The organism is Natronomonas sp., assembly GCF_028274965.1.
Taxonomy (GTDB): Archaea; Halobacteriota; Halobacteria; order Halobacteriales; family Haloarculaceae; genus Natronomonas.
This window is the reverse complement of the sequence record NZ_JAQCNO010000071.1, coordinates 1-14,574: the sequence shown is the minus strand read 5'-3', so window position 1 is coordinate 14,574 and position 14,574 is coordinate 1. Positions and strand designations below refer to the sequence as shown.

Here is a 14,574-nt window from a genome sequence, read left to right as displayed (position 1 = left end):
CGGCGAACACGTCCAGTGGATTCGAGCCCAGAGGACGAGCGGATTCGAGCCTTCGCGGTTCGAATCCGCCCGGGACTACTTCTGTCGTCACCGAGACCACAAGCGGCGCCCTCCTCTCGCATCGTCGGGCGGCGAACGACCGGACGCGTCGAAGCCGGCGCCCGGCGGGGACAAGAATTTCGTTGCTTCGGACATAACAGAACGGTATGGATCACGACCACGACCACGATCACGACCACGAGTTCGGAGCCGATGCGTGTTCGCTCTGTGCTGACGACCCAGAGGAAGCCGCCAGGCGGACGGCGACGGCGACCGGGTTCGTCGGCTCGGTGTTGGGTGCCGCCGCCGGCCCGATCGGCGCCGGCGTCAACGGTCTCGTCTGGGGGACCGCCGGATACCTCGCCGGCTACGCCTCGGCCGACGCGAAACGCGACGCGGAGGACGCGGCCGACGACCCCGTGGAGATCGAAACGACCCACGAGGACGACGCCGACGGAGACGACGCCGACGACGGGGAAGATGGCGGCGTCGATAGCGATACCGGTGCCGACGCCAGCGACGACCACGAAGAGGAGAACTGACGGTTCAGTTGTCCCGGAGGGCGTCCTCCCGTTCGGTCGCTTCCAAGGTCTTCTCCTCGACGTCCGTCGCGACGACGGCCGGCTTGTAGGCCCCGCCGTCGAAGAGGTCGTGATCGCCGACGCTCGATTCAACGAACCGGCTGAACGCCCGCCGTTCGGGCGGGAGTTCGCCGTAGAGGACCTCCTCGTCGACCAGATCGTAGACGGGGATCCGGGGCGTCAACAGCGTGTTCTCGCCGACGACGCTGCCCTCGCCGACGACGAACCCGCTCGTCACCCGACAGCCGGCCCCGAGCGAGACGTCGTCCTCGATCACGACCGGGGCGGCCTCGACGGGTTCGAGCACGCCGCCGACGAGCGTGTTCGCGCCCAGTTTGACGTTCTCGCCGATCTGCGCCGCCGACCCGACCGTATCGCAGGAGTCGACGAGCGTGCCGTCGCCGACGTGTGCGCCGATGTTGACGAACGCCGGACTCATCAGAATCGCGTCGCCGCCGACGTAGGCGCCCCGCCGGATGACAGTCCCGTCCGGCGTGTTTCTCGTCCCCCGATCCGGGAGGTCGCCGGTCGGTCTGAGCGGCAACACGTCGTGGTAGTCGACGCCGCCGTGGGTGTGCGTCCGGATGTTCCGGAGCCCGAAGTTCAGGAGGATCCCCTGTTTCACCCAGCCGTTGGCCACCCACTCGCCGTTGCGCTTTTCGGCCGCGCGGATCTCCCCGGCTTCGAGGGCTTCGAGGAAGTCCTCGAGAACCGCGCGCTCGGCCTCGCCGGCCGCGTCGGCGGTCAGTCCGTCGTCGTAGCGGCGCTGCAGCCTCTCGATGTCGTCGCGGAGCACGCTCATGTGTTCGACGGACGGAAACGAGGGACTTGGCTCTGTTGAAACGCCCCCGGAGAGCCGAGCCGCCGCCGGCCGCCCTCACTCGGAGGGGCGCGAGTCGCCCTCGCTCTTTCGGGCCCTGGCCCGCTCGAGTGCCTCGTGGTACGTCGCCGCGTCGGCCTCCCGGACGAACTCGGCGAGTTCGTCGTGCCCGAGGTCCCGGGCCGCGAACCCCGCGCCGATGTAGTTGTGCTCGTCGTCCAAGAGCCCGGCCTCAAGGACGTCACACAGCTGTTCGACGACGTCGTCGGTGATCGGTGTCCGGGTCATCCGATGTATCTGAGGTCCTCCTCGCTCGGCGTCGTCCCCTGTTCCATCCGTCTGATGCGCTTTATGACCTCCTCCATCTCCTCGGCGCGCTCCGACAGCGACTCGTACCCGACCTCGACCGATGTCGCCGCCTCGATGACCTCCAGGACGGCGCGCGCGCTCTTCGGGTCCACGAGGTACCCGCTCGTTTCGCCCATCAGACAGGCGGCCTCGTACCCCCGCCGCTCGCCGAGACCGAGCAAGAGCCCGGAGACGCCGACGATGCCGCCGGCCGGCTCGTTCTCCCGGAACGCGACGCCGTCGGCCTCGAGGCTCTCGACGAGCGCGTCCGTCGTCGCCGCGCCGATGACCGCCGGGTCCTCGACGAGTTCGCCGGTCGGGACGCCGCCGAGGGCGTAGATCCGATCGACGTCGAAGCCGGCGGCGATGTCGAGTATCGCGTCGGTCACGCGGTAGTGCCCCGGCCCGTCGCCGGCCTGGTGGTCGCCGGTCAACACGAGGAGGTCCCGCTCCGCCTCGCGGACGGCGTACACCTCGATGCAGGCGAGTTGTGTGCGGCCGTCCTCGACGGTCACCTGCGGCGGGAAGTGCTCGGAGTAGACGCGCCGCACCAACTCCGTGTCGAACTCACTACAGAGGTGCTCTGCCGCGAGTTTCCCCACGTGGCCGACGCCGGGCAGCCCCTCGATCAACACGGGGTCGTCGAGGTCCGGGTCGGCCGGCCGCTCGATGTCGAACTCGTCCATACGGTGCAGTGGGCGGCTACCGACTTAAGAGCGCGGCGGTACGCGGCCCCGCCGGTCACCGCCGCCTGGCGCGGCGGCGGTACGCCCCGTAGGGATCCGCCGGACTGAACGGGGCCGGCGCGCTGTTTTCGGCGTCCGCGCCGCACTCGGGACACGCCGCCGACAGCGTGTACACCGGGCGTTCGTGCTCGGCCCGCCACGCCGAGCAGACGCGGATGTCGGATCTCGCCACTCCTGTTACTCCTCGTCTGTCCGGCGCTCGCGGTGGAACGCCCCGGAGCCGCCGGCGGTTTCGATCGCCTGGCGGGCGCGGTCGGCGCTCGCCTCGAGTTGGGACTCGGCGGCCTTGTAGTTCGGCGCCTGCACCCGGATGCGGTACTCCGGCGCGCCGACGTACGTGACCTCGAGGTCGATCTCCTCGGGCACCTCGCCGTTGCCCTCGGCGGCCGCGAGCGCCTCCCGGACGGCCTCGACGCCCTCGCCGCCGCCGGCCTCGAGATCGACATACCCCGTCACCGTGACGTACGGAACGGAGACGTTCTCGCGTGCGGTCTCGACGATCGCGTCGGTCTCCTCGTCGGAGAGGTCGGTCCCCTCGAGGGCCTCGGGGCCGTGGATCGCCGCCTGCTCGAAGCCGGTATAGAGCGACCCGTGGGCCTCGATGAGTTCGTTCGCGACCCTGCGGAAGTCGTCGTCGGCGACGTCCTCGCCGAAGGCGATCTCCATCCACTTGTCGGCCTTCTGCTCGTTCTTCCACTCTTGGACCTTGTCCGATCGCTGGTGGTCGTTGACGTCCTTGATCGAGAGGTCGACCTGCTGGGCGCTCTCGTCGACCTCGATGACCTTACAGACGACCATCTGGTCGGTGTTGACGTGATCGCGGACGTTCTTGATCCACCCCGACGCGACCTCGCTGACGTGGACCAGCCCGCGTTTGTCCTCGTACTCCTCGAGGTCGACGAAGACCCCGAAGTCCTCGATCTCGTCGACGCGACCGACGACGAGTTCGCCCGGCGTGGGCCAGCCGCTGTATTTCATACCTACCGATAGCCGTCTGACGAGAATAAAACCACCGTTGTCGCCCGCCGGGGTTCGTTCTACCGCGCTTCGACGACTTCGAGGACGTCGCCGTGGAGTTCCGCCTCGCCGCCGGCCGGCGTCGCGAGCGTCGAGCCACAGACCGCACAGCCGACCTCGCCGGCCGCCTTCCCGAACAGCACCTGCTCGTTCTCACAGTCCTCACAGCGAACGCGGATGAAATCTCCCGCCATGGTTACTCCTGGAAGGTGAGCCGACCGGCCCGCCACCCCTCGCGGAGGTGGGCCTTCCCGCACTCGTTACAGCGGTACTTCAGATCGGTCTTTTTCGTCGGCTTGTCGCCGCCCGGCACCTTCGAGAACCGGCCGGCGTTCCCGATGACCGCCTTCCCGCGGCGCGTCCGCCGGGCGTCCCACTTCGTCCCCGAGGAACGGCCCGTCCGGACCTTCTCGACCTCGTGTTCGTGGTGCGTGTGACAGTGCGGGCAGTACGTGTTGAACCGGCGTGGCATCTCCATAGATACCGTCGGATAGCGCGTCGCGGGTTAAAACCGGTTTGGTTTCTCCCCCGTCCCCGCTCTTGCCCCCCGCCTCTGTCGCCGCTTCCGTCCTCGCCCCCGGGAGCGCCGCGATCCGTTCCGCCCGTCGGGAGGACAGACCTTTATCCGTCCACACCGGTAGGCGGGACAATGGAAGACGGTGACGGCAACGTCGACCGCGTTTATTACGTCATCAGCGATCTCCACATCGGGGGCGACGAACAGCTCGAGATCGTCGATTTCCTCGACGAACTGCTCGGCTTTCTCGAGCGGATAGAACGGACCGACGAGAACGCCGAACTCGTGATCAACGGCGACGCGTTCGGGCTCTGGGAGTTCACGACGGTCGACGGGACAGAGAAGTTCGACGTGCTCACAGAGACGTACCCGGAGCTGTTCGCACAGCTCCGGGCGACCGGCGAGTCGGTGCCGATCACGATGATCCCGGGCAACCACGACCACGAGCTCGCCGCGTACGACGAGTACGTCGAGCGCTTCGCCGAGTACAACGTCGATCTCGTCCAGGCGCAGTCGGTGCGGCGGCGCGTCGGCGACCGGACGATACACTTCGAGCACGGCCACCAACAGGACCCGAACAACCGGATCGCCGACTGGGGGAACAAACACGCGACGCCGCTGGGGTACTACTACAACACGCTTGTCACCAGCCGCGCCGGCAAGCTCTCCGATCGCGGGCGGTTCAACTGGCTCAAGGACGTTCAGGCGGTCACGCCGACCGAACGGATGCCCGTCTGGCTCGGCTCGAAGTACTTCTACCGGGAGATGAACCCGCTGTTGCGCTACGCGCTCGTTCCGTTCCTGTTGTTGTTCAACGTCAGTGCGATCCTCGCCGTCCTCGTCGGCCTCGATATCGTCGGGATCTGGTCGGTGCCGGTCGACCGGACGACGGCCTTTCTGGGCCGGTTCGGCGTCGCCGGAACGGCGGCGTGGTTCCTCCTCGCAATCAACGTCGCCGTCGCCGGCCTCCTCGTTCTCGTCGGGATCCCGCTGTACTTCCTCCGCCGGGACGTCAGAAAAACCGTCGACCGCTTCGGGGTCTTCGAGACCAGCCTCACCGTCGACACCGAGGAACCGTACGTCGAAGCGGCGCGGGACGTCTTCGAGAAGCGCCCGGAGACGGCGGTGTTCTGTTACGGACACACCCACCGACCGCGGATGCAGCGCGTCGACGGCGGCCTGTTGGTCAACACCGGGACGTGGCTCAAGCGGCTCCACCGCCGCGACGGGATCATCGGGATCCTCCCGCCGGTGTTTTACCCCTCCTATCAGCTCTGTACCGTCCGTATCGCCTCCGACGCGGAGACCGGCGGCGTCGCCGTCGAGTACGAGGCGGTCGACAAGCCGAGCCCGGCGACCGAGGAGCTCACCCTCACCGAGCGGCTCTTTACCGTCGGCCGCGAGCCCGACGTCGAACTTCCCGACCGGGCGGTCCTGACGGGCGCACCGAGCCACGACCCCGACGCGGCGGTCGCGGCCGAACCGACGGAATGATCGGCCGTCTCCGCGTCGCCGTTCCCGCGCCGAAGCGCTTAAGCGCGGTTCGATCGAACGCGGCGTATGCGGAAGCTCATCGTCCGCGGGGACCCCGGCATCAGGAAGGGCGCGGTCATCGAGTACGACGGCGAGGAGTACGTCTGTTTCGGCATCTCCCGGCAGGGCGAGTTCCACGGTCCCGACCGGGTCCAGCTGTGGTGTACGATCGGGACGGCGGACGAACGCGAGGCGTTCGAGCGGCGGGAGTTCGTCCCGATGCGGCTCCGGACCGACAGCGTCGACGCCGAGGACCTGACCGTGCGCAAAGCGAAGGGCGATCCGGCGACGGCCTGAGTCCTCCGAGCGTCCCCCGTCGACGCCTCCGGGCCTCAGTCGAGCGATCGGGGGTTTCAATCCCCGCCCCGTCTAACGCCGGCCCATGAGCACGCTACAGGTGACCGACGGAGCGGTGCTTCGCCCGGACATGACCGTCGCCGAGGCGGACGTGTTGGCCGACCGCGAGACGGGCCGGATCGTCGAACTCGGCGACACCGCCGCCGGCGACGAGGTCCTCGACGCCTCCGGCTGTCTGGTCGTCCCGGGGCTGGTCAACCCCCACTGTCACGTCGCGATGACGCTCCTGCGCGGGTACGCCGACGACAAGCCCCTCGGGCCGTGGCTCGAGGAGGACATCTGGCCCGTCGAGGCGGCCCTCGAACCGGCCGACATCGCCGCCGGCGCCCGCCTCGGAGCCGTCGAACTGCTGCGCAACGGCGTGACCGCCTTCGCCGACATGTACTTCGAGGTGCCGACGGTCGCGGCCGCCATCGAGGCCTCCGGGCTCCGCGCCCGGATCGGCCACGGGGTCGTCACCGTCGGCAAGGACGAGCCCGACGCGAGGGCCGACTTTGAGGAGGGCCTCGCCGTTGCGCGCGAGTTCGACGGCGCGGCCGAGGGCCGGATCGAGACGGCGCTGATGCCGCACTCGCTGACGACCGTCGACGACGAACTCCTCCGGGAGTTCGTCCCCCGCGCCCGCGAGGCGGGCGTTCCGCTGCACTACCACGCCAACGAGACGCCCGCCGAGGTCGAGCCGATCGTCGCCGACCACGGCGTCAGGCCCCTTGAGCACGCCGCTGACCTCGGGGCGCTCGAACCGGGCGACTTCATCGCCCACGGCGTCCACGTCGACCGCGCGGAGATCGAACTGCTCGCCGAGCGCGACGTTGGCGTCGCACACTGCCCGGCGTCGAACATGAAACTCGCGAGCGGGATCGCGCCGGTCCAAGAGATGCTTGATGCGGGCGTGACCGTCGGCATCGGCACCGACGGGGCGGCCTCGAACAACGACCTCGACGCGTTTGACGAGCTCCGGGACGCGGCGATGGTCGGCAAACTCGAAGCCGGCGACGCGGCGGCCGTCTCGGCGCCCGACGCCGTCAGGGCGGCGACGGCCGGCGGTGCTGAGGTCCTCGGCTTCGACGCCGGCCGGATCGCGGTCGGCGCGCTGGCCGACCTCGCCGTCGTCGATCTCGCCGAACCCCACCTCACGCCCGCCCACGACCCGATCAGCCATCTCGCGTACGCCGTCCGCGGCTCCGACGTCCGGGACACCGTCGTCGGCGGCGAGATCGTCGTTCGCGACCGGACGGTGCGGACGCTCGACGAGGCGGCCGTCAGGGCCGAGGCCGAGCGGCGCGCGTCGGCGCTGATCGACCGCGCCGAGACCGGCGGGTAGGCCCACATCCCGCCCCGACCCGCCCCGGTCGGCGCGTCACTCGCCCGACGGTTCCCGGGCGTCCTCGTCGAGGAACTTCTCGCAGGTGAGACAGTACTCCCGCGGCGCCTCGATCTCGGAGGGCTCGATGATCGCCATGCGCTTTTCGGTCTCCTCGTCGCAGTCGGGACAGACGACCATACCGGTCGCTACCACCCTAACGGACAAACGCCTGTCGCCTCCGGGCGCGCCGGACGCAGAGGGCCCGAAGCCTCCCCGGAGGCGATCGCCCCGAACGCCTCGGGCCGCGTCGGTAGCGTTTTCCCGGCGTCGGCCCTCTAGAGCAGTATGAGCCACCCGACGATAACCGAGCGACTCGACGACCCGGCCGAGGCCCGCGAATCCGGGCGCAGAAAGATCGACTGGGCGCGCCAGCACATGCCGATCATGACCGCCATTGCCGAGCGGTTCGGCGACGAGCGGCCGCTCGCCGGCGAGACGGTCGCCATGGCGATGCACGTCGAGGCGAAGACCGCCGTGCTGACGGAGGTCCTCGCGGAGGCGGGCGCCGAGGTCGCGATCACCGGCTGTAACCCCCTCTCGACGCACGACGACGTGAGCGCCGCTCTTGATGCCGACCCGGCGATCACCTCCTACGCCGAGCGCGGCGTCGACGACGAGGAGTACTACGCCGCGATCGAGGCGACGCTCGATCACGCGCCGAGCGTCACCGTCGACGACGGCGGCGACCTCGTGATGGCGATCCACGACGAGCACCCCGAGCTCATCGACTCGATCCGCGGCGGGTGCGAGGAGACGACGACCGGCGTCCACCGCCTGCGCGCGATGGACGACGACGGCGCGTTGCGCTATCCGATGTTCGCGGTCAACGACACGCCGATGAAGCGGCTCTTCGACAACGTCCACGGCACCGGCGAGGCGTCGCTGTCGAGCATCGCGATGACGACGAACCTCTCGTTTGCCGGCAAGAACGTCGTCGTCGCCGGCTACGGGTACTGCGGGAAGGGCGTCGCGAAGAAGGCCAAGGGCCAGAACGCACACGTCATCGTCACCGAGGTCGAACCCCGAAGCGCCCTCGAGGCGCACATGGAGGGCTACGAGGTCTGCCCGATGGCCGAGGCCGCCGAGAAGGGCGACGTCTTCATCACGACGACGGGCAACCGCGACGTCATCGTCGGCGAGCACTTCGAGCGGATGGACGACGGCGTCGTCCTCGCCAACGCCGGGCATTTCAACGTCGAGATCGACCTCGACGGCCTCGACGACATGGCCGTCTCGCGGCGGGCGGTCCGGGACGGCATCGAGGAGTTCGAGATGGCCGACGGGCGCCGGATCAACGTCCTCGCCGACGGCCGTCTCGTCAACCTCGCCGCCCCGGTCGCGCTCGGACACCCCGTCGAGGTGATGGACCAGAGCTTCGGGATCCAGGCGGTCTGCGTCCGGGAGATGGTCGAGAACGGCGGCGCGTACGGCCCGGGGGTCCACGACGTCCCCGACGCGCTCGACGAGGAGGTCGCCGAGATCAAACTCGCCGCCGAGGGCGTCGAGATCGACGCGTTGAGCGACGAACAGATCGAGTACATGGGAAGCTGGCAACACGGGACGTGACATCCTCCCCGCGCTGAAGCGCGAGGCTTTCTCCTCGATTCTCCGTAACCCTTTGTAACCGCCGCCCCACCGACCGGCATGGAGAATCACGCTGTCGACGCCTTCGGGTCGCGGCGCTCGACCGTCTACGCGCCCAACGGCGCGGTCGCAACCAGCCAGCCCCTCGCGGCGCAGGCCGGCGTCCGGACGCTCCGGGACGGCGGCAACGCGTTTGACGCGGCGGTCGCGACGGCCGCGGCGCTGAACGTCACCGAACCCACGTCGACGGGGCTCGGCGGCGACGCGTTCATGCTGTACCACAGCGCCGACGGCGAGGTCGGTGCGATGCGGGCCTGCGGCGGCGCGCCGAGCGCCGCGACGCGCGAACGCGTCCGGGAGGCGATCGCCGACGACCGGGGGCTCTCCCGCGAGTCCGTCTCGATGCCGATGCGGGGGCCACACACCGTGACCGTCCCCGGGACGGCGCGGGGCTGGGAGGCGACCGTCGAGGAGTTCGGGCGGCTCTCGCTGGCCGACGTCCTCGAACCCGCCATCGAGTACGCGACCGAGGGCTACCCGGTCACGGAGGTCGTCGCCGACGCCTGGACGCAGGCCGAGACGCTCTTCGAGACCGACCACGCGCGCTCGGCGTACCTCCTCGGGGGCGACCGCGCCCCGGCCCCCGGCGAGACGGTTCACCTACAGCGGCTCGGCGAGTCGCTTGAGGCCGTCGCCGAGGAGGGCGCCGATGTTGTCTACGAAGGCTACATCGCCGACGCGATCGTCGAGGAGGTCCAGCGGGCGGGCGGACTCCTGACCGCGGAGGACCTCGCGGGCTTCGAGGTCGAGTACCCCGAGCCGATCTCCGTCGAGTACGGCGACGCCACGGTGTACGAACTCCCGCCGAACAACCAGGGGCTGATCGCGCTCGAGGCGCTCGCCGTCGCCGAGGAGCTCGACGCCTCGTCGTACGCCCACGGCTCGGCCGCCCGGATGCACTACCTCGTCGAGGCGATGAAGCGGGCCTTCCACGACGGCCACCGCTACATCACCGACCCGGCCTTCGAGTCGGTCCCACCGCTTTCCTCCCGGGCGTGGGCAAAAAAGCGCGCGGCGACCGTCGGTGAGACGGCCGCCGAGGTGTCCTTCGGCGTCCCCGACTCGAACGCCGAGGACGCCGACACCGTCCTGCTGTGCGTCGGCGACGACGCGGGCAACGTCGTCTCCTACATCAACTCCCGGTTTGCGGGCTTCGGAAGCGGGCTCGTCGCCGGCGAGACGGGGATCGCACTCCAGAACCGCGGGGCCTCGTTCTCGCTCGAGCGCGCCCATCCGAACCGGCTCGAACCAGAAAAGCGGCCGTTTCACACGCTCATCCCCGGCGTGCTCGAACGCGGCGAGGCGGACTGGTCCGCATTCGGCGTCATGGGCGGGTACATGCAGCCACAGGGGCACCTCCAGACGCTCGTCCGCCTGCTCGACGACGGCGCGGCGCTTCAGCGCGCCCTCGACGCGCCGCGGTGGCGCTACCGGGAGTCCGGGCGGCTGGCGGTCGAGGCACGGCTCGATACGACGGTCAAACACGGTCTCCTCCGTCGCGGTCACGACCTCGAGGTGCTGTCGCCCGGGGCGTTCGGCGGGGCGCAGATCGTCCGCAACGACGACGGAACGCTCTCGGGGGCGACCGAACCGCGAAAGGACGGGACCGTCGCGACGTTCTGATCCCGGCGGCGCGACCCCGAGCGCCAAGCGCCGTCCGCCCCGACGTCAGCGGCAGCGGTCGTCGATCCCCTCGCGGCTCCGGTACGCCGTCTCCGCGCGGCGCATCACCTCGCGGATCGGAACGCCCGTCCGTTCGGCCACGGCCGCCGCGTCGTCGTACTCGGCGCTGACATCGTACACGTCCCCGGCGTCGTCGGTCGCAACCTTCACGCCGACCTCGTGGGCGTCGCCGTCGACGGCAACGGCGACCGTCTCGACGGTTCTGTTCGCGACCCAGCGGTGCTCGACCGCCGTCTCGCGGACCCCGAGGGTCCCGGTCTCGGTCGCCAGACGCGTTGCGACCTCGTCTACGTCAGCCGGCCTGACGACGACCTTTATGAGGTGTCCCGGACGGGACTTTTTCATCGTCGTCGGAACGACGGTCACGTCGCGCGCGCCGGCCTCCGAGAGGCGCTCTTGGAGCCCGCCGAGCACCTCCGGGGTCACGTCGTCGACGTTCGTCTCCAAGACCCGGACCCCCTCCTTGCGGAGGCGACCCGAGGAGGATCCGACGGTCGCCTTGAGGACGTTCGGCCGCTTCTGGAAGGATCTGTCGCCGGCGCCGTAGCCGACCGAACCGACCGACAGCGGCGGCGTCGAGGCGACGCCCTCCGCGAGGTGTGCGAGCACCGCGGCGCCGGTCGGCGTCAGCAACTCGGCGTCGATCGGCCCCCCCGAAAGCGCCCAGGAGGCCCCGCTTGCGAGGTAGCCGACCGCCGGCGTCGGGACCGGATAGACGCCGTGGCTCATCGACACCTCGCCGCCGCCCGCGGACACGGGCGTCGTCACGACCCGATCGACGCCGAGGTCCTCGACCAACAGCGCCGCCCCGACGATGTCGGCGATGGCGTCGTCGGCTCCGACCTCGTGAAAGTGCGTGTCGTCGAGTGCGGTCCCGTGGACGCGGGCCTCCGCCCGCCCGAGCGACTCGAGGATCGCCTTCGCGTCGCCCTCGACGGACGCCGAAAGCGACATGTCGTCGACGATCTCCTGACACTCGGCGTACGTCCTGCTCGCCCCGCCCTCCGCCCGATCGGCCCCGCCGTCGGCGCGACGGATGTCGACCGTCGTCGCGCTGAGGCCGTTTTTTGTCGCTTCGCCGACGCGGTACTCGACGCCGAGGGCGTCCTCGACCGCCGCGAGTACGCCGCGTTCGCCGCCGGCCGCGAGCAGCGCACCGAGAATCATATCACCGCTCGCGCCGGTGCGGCCGTCGAAAGCGAGCGTTCGCATACCGGTGGCTCGGTACCCCGCGGCGAAAAAGGGCGCGGTCGCCCCGAGCGCCCTCGACCACCGCCGTTTTTGTCCTCGGCACCCCGACGGACGGTAGGAACGATGATCCGCACAGCGACCGGACCGACGGCCGTCGCCCGCGCCGCGGGGGGACGATGGTAGACTGGACCGAGCGGTACCGCCCGACGACGCTGTCGGAGGTCCGCGGCAACGACAAGGCCCGGGACGCCTTCGCGGAGTGGGCCGAGACGTGGGACGAACACGGCGAGGCGGTCGTCCTCCACGGCTCGCCGGGCGTCGGCAAGACCTCGGCCGCCCACGCGCTCGCCAACGACATGGGGTGGCCGACCCTCGAGATGAACGCCTCGAACAGCCGCACGAAAGACGAGATCGAGCGCTTCGCCGGGCGGGCCGCCGCCAACGCGACGCTCGCCGGCGGCCGACAGCTGATCGTCCTTGACGAGGCCGACAACCTCCATCGCCACCGGGACCGCGGCGGGGCGGCGGCGATGACCGATCTCGTCAAGCGCGCGACGCAGCCGATCGTCCTCATCGCGAACGACTACTACGAGATGTCGCGGGGGCTCCGCAACGCCTGCCGGGAGATCGAGTTCCGGGACGTCTCCCCGCGGTCGATCGTCCCCGTCCTGCGCGACATCTGCCGCCAGGAGGGCGTCGAGTTCGAGGAGAGCGTCCTGACGGGGATCGCCGAGTCGAACCGCGGCGACCTCCGCGGCGCGATCAAGGACCTCCAATCGCGGGAGCGAAACGGCGCGATCGCCGCCGAGGGCAGCGAGGGCGAGCGCGACAGGACGCAGGATGTCTTCTCGTTTCTCGACGCGGTGCTCAAAGACGAGTCCGCCGAGGAGGCCCTATCGACCGCCTACGCGACCGACGAGACGCCGGACGACCTGCTGCGGTGGGTCGAGGACAAGGTGCCGAAGGTGTACGACGGCGCGGAGCTGGCCGACGCGTACGAGCACCTCTCGAACGCCGACGTGTGGCTCGGGCGGGTGCGGGCGACGCAGAACTACGGCTACTGGCGGTACGCGACCGACAACGTCGCCGCCGGCGTCGCCGCCGTCAGGCGGACCGAGCGGGGCGGCTGGACGCGGTACGGCGGCGCGCCGTACCGCTCCTCGCGGGACTCGACGCGGGACTACGTCGCAGAGCGGATCGCAGAGCGGGCGGGCGTCTCGACCGCCACCGCCCGCCGGGAGATCATGCCGTACCTCTCGGTGATGACCCACCACTGCCGGAACCGGGAGCTGACCGTCCGGATGGTCGCCCGCTACGACCTGGAAGCCGAGCACGTCTCGTTTATCACCGGCTCCGGAAAGACGACGAACAAGGTCCAGGGGATCGTCGAGGAGGCCGACGAGCGGCTCGAAGCCGACGCGGTCGAACACTCCGGGGGAGCCTTCGCCCCGGCCGCCGACGGGACGACCGAAGACGCCGGATCCGAGGCTGGAGACGGAACCGAAAACGAGAGCGAGCGCGAACGCGAGAGCGACAGGGAAAACGAGAGCGGTGAGGGGGACCCCCCCGACCGGAGCGCGGACGCCGACGACAGCCAGGCCGGACTCTCCGAGTTCATGTGAACGCCCGTCCGCCTGTCAAGGCGGTCCCGCGGACCCGCCCGTCTAACGGTTATTAGTAGAACCGGTCGACATACGGCACCGATGGGGTCGTCCGACCGACCGGAAAACGAAAGCGCCGACACGCCGGGGCTCGACGCGATCGTCCAGGGACCGAGCTCTTCCGGAGTCTGGTCGAAAACAGCTCCGACGCGATCGTTTCGATCGACGAGAGCAGCCGGATCCTCTACCCCAACGAGTCAGTCGAGCGGGTGCTCGGCTACGGGCCCGAGGAGCTGATCGGCGAGTCGCTCACGACGATCATGCCGGAGCGGTTCCGCAGCGAGCACCACGCCGCCGTCGGCCGGTACCTCGACACCGGCGAGCGCCGCGTCCCCGCTCCCCGGAGTGACCGACCCGACGTCCGACACCGTCCGGACCGCCACGCCGAGTTCGGCCGCTATCCGGTCGGGTTCGGACAGTTCCCCCGGAACGACCACGACGCCTTCGGTATCGCGTTCCGACACGTATCGATCCGCTCCGCGCTTCGGCGAAAGCGATTACAAACGTTTCGGTCAACTCGACCGCCGTTCCGCCACTATGTGCGGCGCCGGTTCACTCCCCCGACTGCGCGTCGACGACGGCGACGCTTGCGAGGTTGACGATGTCTTTGACCTCGTCGCCGCGTTGGAGGACGTGGACGGGTTTGTCCATGCCGACGAGCATGGGGCCGATGGCGTCGGCGCCGCCGAGTCGTTGGAGGAGTTTATAGGCGATGTTGCCGGCTTCGAGGTTCGGAAACACTAAGACGTTGGCCGGTTCGTCCAGCGCCGAGAAGTCGTAGGTGCCTTGGAGCATTTCCTCGACGACGGCGGTGTCGGCCTGCATTTCGCCGTCGACGGGGAAGGTGACGGTTGGATCCTCTCGCAGGCGGCGGGCGGCTTCTCGCGGTTTGCGGGTGCCGTCGTTGGTGACGCTGCCGAAGTCCGAGTACGACAACAGCGCCGCCCGCGGTTCGACGTTGAACCGACGCGCCAACTCGGCCGTCTGTTTCGTCACCTCCGTCAGGACGTCCTCGTCGGGGGCCTGGTTGACGGTGGCGTCGGCGACGAAGATGACGCGGTTTTTAAAGGT

Annotated in this window: 18 protein-coding genes; 8 read left to right on the top strand and 10 right to left on the bottom strand. The window is 69.7% G+C overall.

All coding sequences use genetic code 11. The features are described from left to right. The first annotated feature begins 206 nt into the window (after positions 1-206). On the top strand, positions 207-581 hold the full coding sequence (locus Q0916_RS11350; RefSeq protein WP_299237383.1) for a hypothetical protein: 375 nt from the start codon (positions 207-209) through the stop codon (positions 579-581). Between the two features lie 4 nt (positions 582-585). Here the strand turns inward: Q0916_RS11350 and Q0916_RS11345 are convergent, their stop codons facing one another. The 7 genes from Q0916_RS11345 to Q0916_RS11315 form a co-directional block, all read right to left on the bottom strand. Next, positions 586-1,422 carry a 2,3,4,5-tetrahydropyridine-2,6-dicarboxylate N-succinyltransferase gene (locus Q0916_RS11345; RefSeq protein WP_299237382.1) on the bottom strand — a complete coding sequence of 279 codons (837 nt, stop codon included), beginning with the start codon at positions 1,420-1,422 and terminating at the stop codon, positions 586-588. A 75-nt stretch (positions 1,423-1,497) separates the two neighbouring features. Beyond that, entirely contained in the window at positions 1,498-1,728 is a 231-nt protein-coding gene (locus Q0916_RS11340; RefSeq protein WP_299237381.1) for a hypothetical protein, read from the bottom strand. Further along, a complete protein-coding gene (locus Q0916_RS11335; RefSeq protein WP_299237380.1) occupies positions 1,725-2,474 on the bottom strand; it encodes a proteasome assembly chaperone family protein in 750 nt (249 codons plus the stop codon). Before Q0916_RS11335 ends, Q0916_RS11340 begins: the two co-directional genes overlap by 4 nt. Before the next feature lie 55 nt (positions 2,475-2,529). Further along, a complete protein-coding gene (locus Q0916_RS11330; protein WP_299237379.1) occupies positions 2,530-2,706 on the bottom strand; it encodes an RNA-protein complex protein Nop10 in 177 nt (58 codons plus the stop codon). Between the two features lie 5 nt (positions 2,707-2,711). Further along, a complete protein-coding gene (locus tag Q0916_RS11325) occupies positions 2,712-3,512 on the bottom strand; it encodes a translation initiation factor IF-2 subunit alpha (protein WP_299237378.1) in 801 nt (266 codons plus the stop codon). Positions 3,513-3,571: 59 nt separating this feature from the next. Next, positions 3,572-3,745, bottom strand: coding sequence for a 30S ribosomal protein S27e (locus tag Q0916_RS11320; RefSeq protein WP_299237377.1), 174 nt, complete (start codon positions 3,743-3,745; stop codon positions 3,572-3,574). A gap of 2 nt (positions 3,746-3,747) precedes the next feature. Next, positions 3,748-4,029, bottom strand: coding sequence for a 50S ribosomal protein L44e (locus tag Q0916_RS11315; RefSeq protein WP_299237376.1), 282 nt, complete (start codon positions 4,027-4,029; stop codon positions 3,748-3,750). A 171-nt stretch (positions 4,030-4,200) separates the two neighbouring features. Here Q0916_RS11315 and Q0916_RS11310 point away from each other — a divergent pair, with 171 nt between their 5' ends. The 3 genes from Q0916_RS11310 (at position 4,201) to Q0916_RS11300 (ending at position 7,282) form a co-directional block, all read left to right on the top strand. Next, complete coding sequence (locus tag Q0916_RS11310) at positions 4,201-5,562, top strand: metallophosphoesterase (RefSeq protein ID WP_299237375.1); 1,362 nt, start codon at positions 4,201-4,203, stop codon at positions 5,560-5,562. A gap of 66 nt (positions 5,563-5,628) precedes the next feature. Then, entirely contained in the window at positions 5,629-5,898 is a 270-nt protein-coding gene (locus tag Q0916_RS11305) for an HAH_0734 family protein (RefSeq protein ID WP_299237374.1), read from the top strand. 85 nt (positions 5,899-5,983) lie between these two features. Further along, the gene (locus tag Q0916_RS11300) at positions 5,984-7,282 is read left to right on the top strand and encodes an amidohydrolase (RefSeq protein WP_299237373.1); all 1,299 of its coding nucleotides are present in this window, start codon (positions 5,984-5,986) and stop codon (positions 7,280-7,282) included. Positions 7,283-7,318: 36 nt separating this feature from the next. Here Q0916_RS11300 and Q0916_RS11295 read toward each other — a convergent pair whose 3' ends face one another. After that, positions 7,319-7,462, bottom strand: coding sequence for a hypothetical protein (locus tag Q0916_RS11295; RefSeq protein ID WP_299237372.1), 144 nt, complete (start codon positions 7,460-7,462; stop codon positions 7,319-7,321). Between the two features lie 147 nt (positions 7,463-7,609). Here Q0916_RS11295 and Q0916_RS11290 point away from each other — a divergent pair, with 147 nt between their 5' ends. Both Q0916_RS11290 and Q0916_RS11285 read left to right on the top strand, forming a co-directional pair. Further along, positions 7,610-8,890, top strand: coding sequence for an adenosylhomocysteinase (locus Q0916_RS11290; protein WP_299237371.1), 1,281 nt, complete (start codon positions 7,610-7,612; stop codon positions 8,888-8,890). Positions 8,891-8,968: 78 nt separating this feature from the next. Next, complete coding sequence (locus tag Q0916_RS11285) at positions 8,969-10,591, top strand: gamma-glutamyltransferase family protein (RefSeq protein ID WP_299237370.1); 1,623 nt, start codon at positions 8,969-8,971, stop codon at positions 10,589-10,591. Between the two features lie 45 nt (positions 10,592-10,636). Here the strand turns inward: Q0916_RS11285 and larC are convergent, their stop codons facing one another. Next, positions 10,637-11,863, bottom strand: coding sequence for a nickel pincer cofactor biosynthesis protein LarC (gene larC, locus Q0916_RS11280; RefSeq protein WP_299237369.1), 1,227 nt, complete (start codon positions 11,861-11,863; stop codon positions 10,637-10,639). A gap of 155 nt (positions 11,864-12,018) precedes the next feature. Here larC and Q0916_RS11275 point away from each other — a divergent pair, with 155 nt between their 5' ends. Both Q0916_RS11275 and Q0916_RS11270 read left to right on the top strand, forming a co-directional pair. Further along, a complete protein-coding gene (locus Q0916_RS11275) occupies positions 12,019-13,464 on the top strand; it encodes a replication factor C large subunit (protein WP_299237367.1) in 1,446 nt (481 codons plus the stop codon). A 167-nt stretch (positions 13,465-13,631) separates the two neighbouring features. Then, positions 13,632-14,102 carry a PAS domain S-box protein gene (locus Q0916_RS11270; protein WP_349254530.1) on the top strand — a complete coding sequence of 157 codons (471 nt, stop codon included), beginning with the start codon at positions 13,632-13,634 and terminating at the stop codon, positions 14,100-14,102. Here Q0916_RS11270 and Q0916_RS11265 read toward each other — a convergent pair. Further along, a partial coding sequence (locus Q0916_RS11265; protein ID WP_299237366.1) for a phosphate acyltransferase occupies positions 14,056-14,574 on the bottom strand: 519 nt, incomplete at its 5' end. The two genes, Q0916_RS11270 and Q0916_RS11265, sit on opposite strands and share 47 nt — an antisense overlap.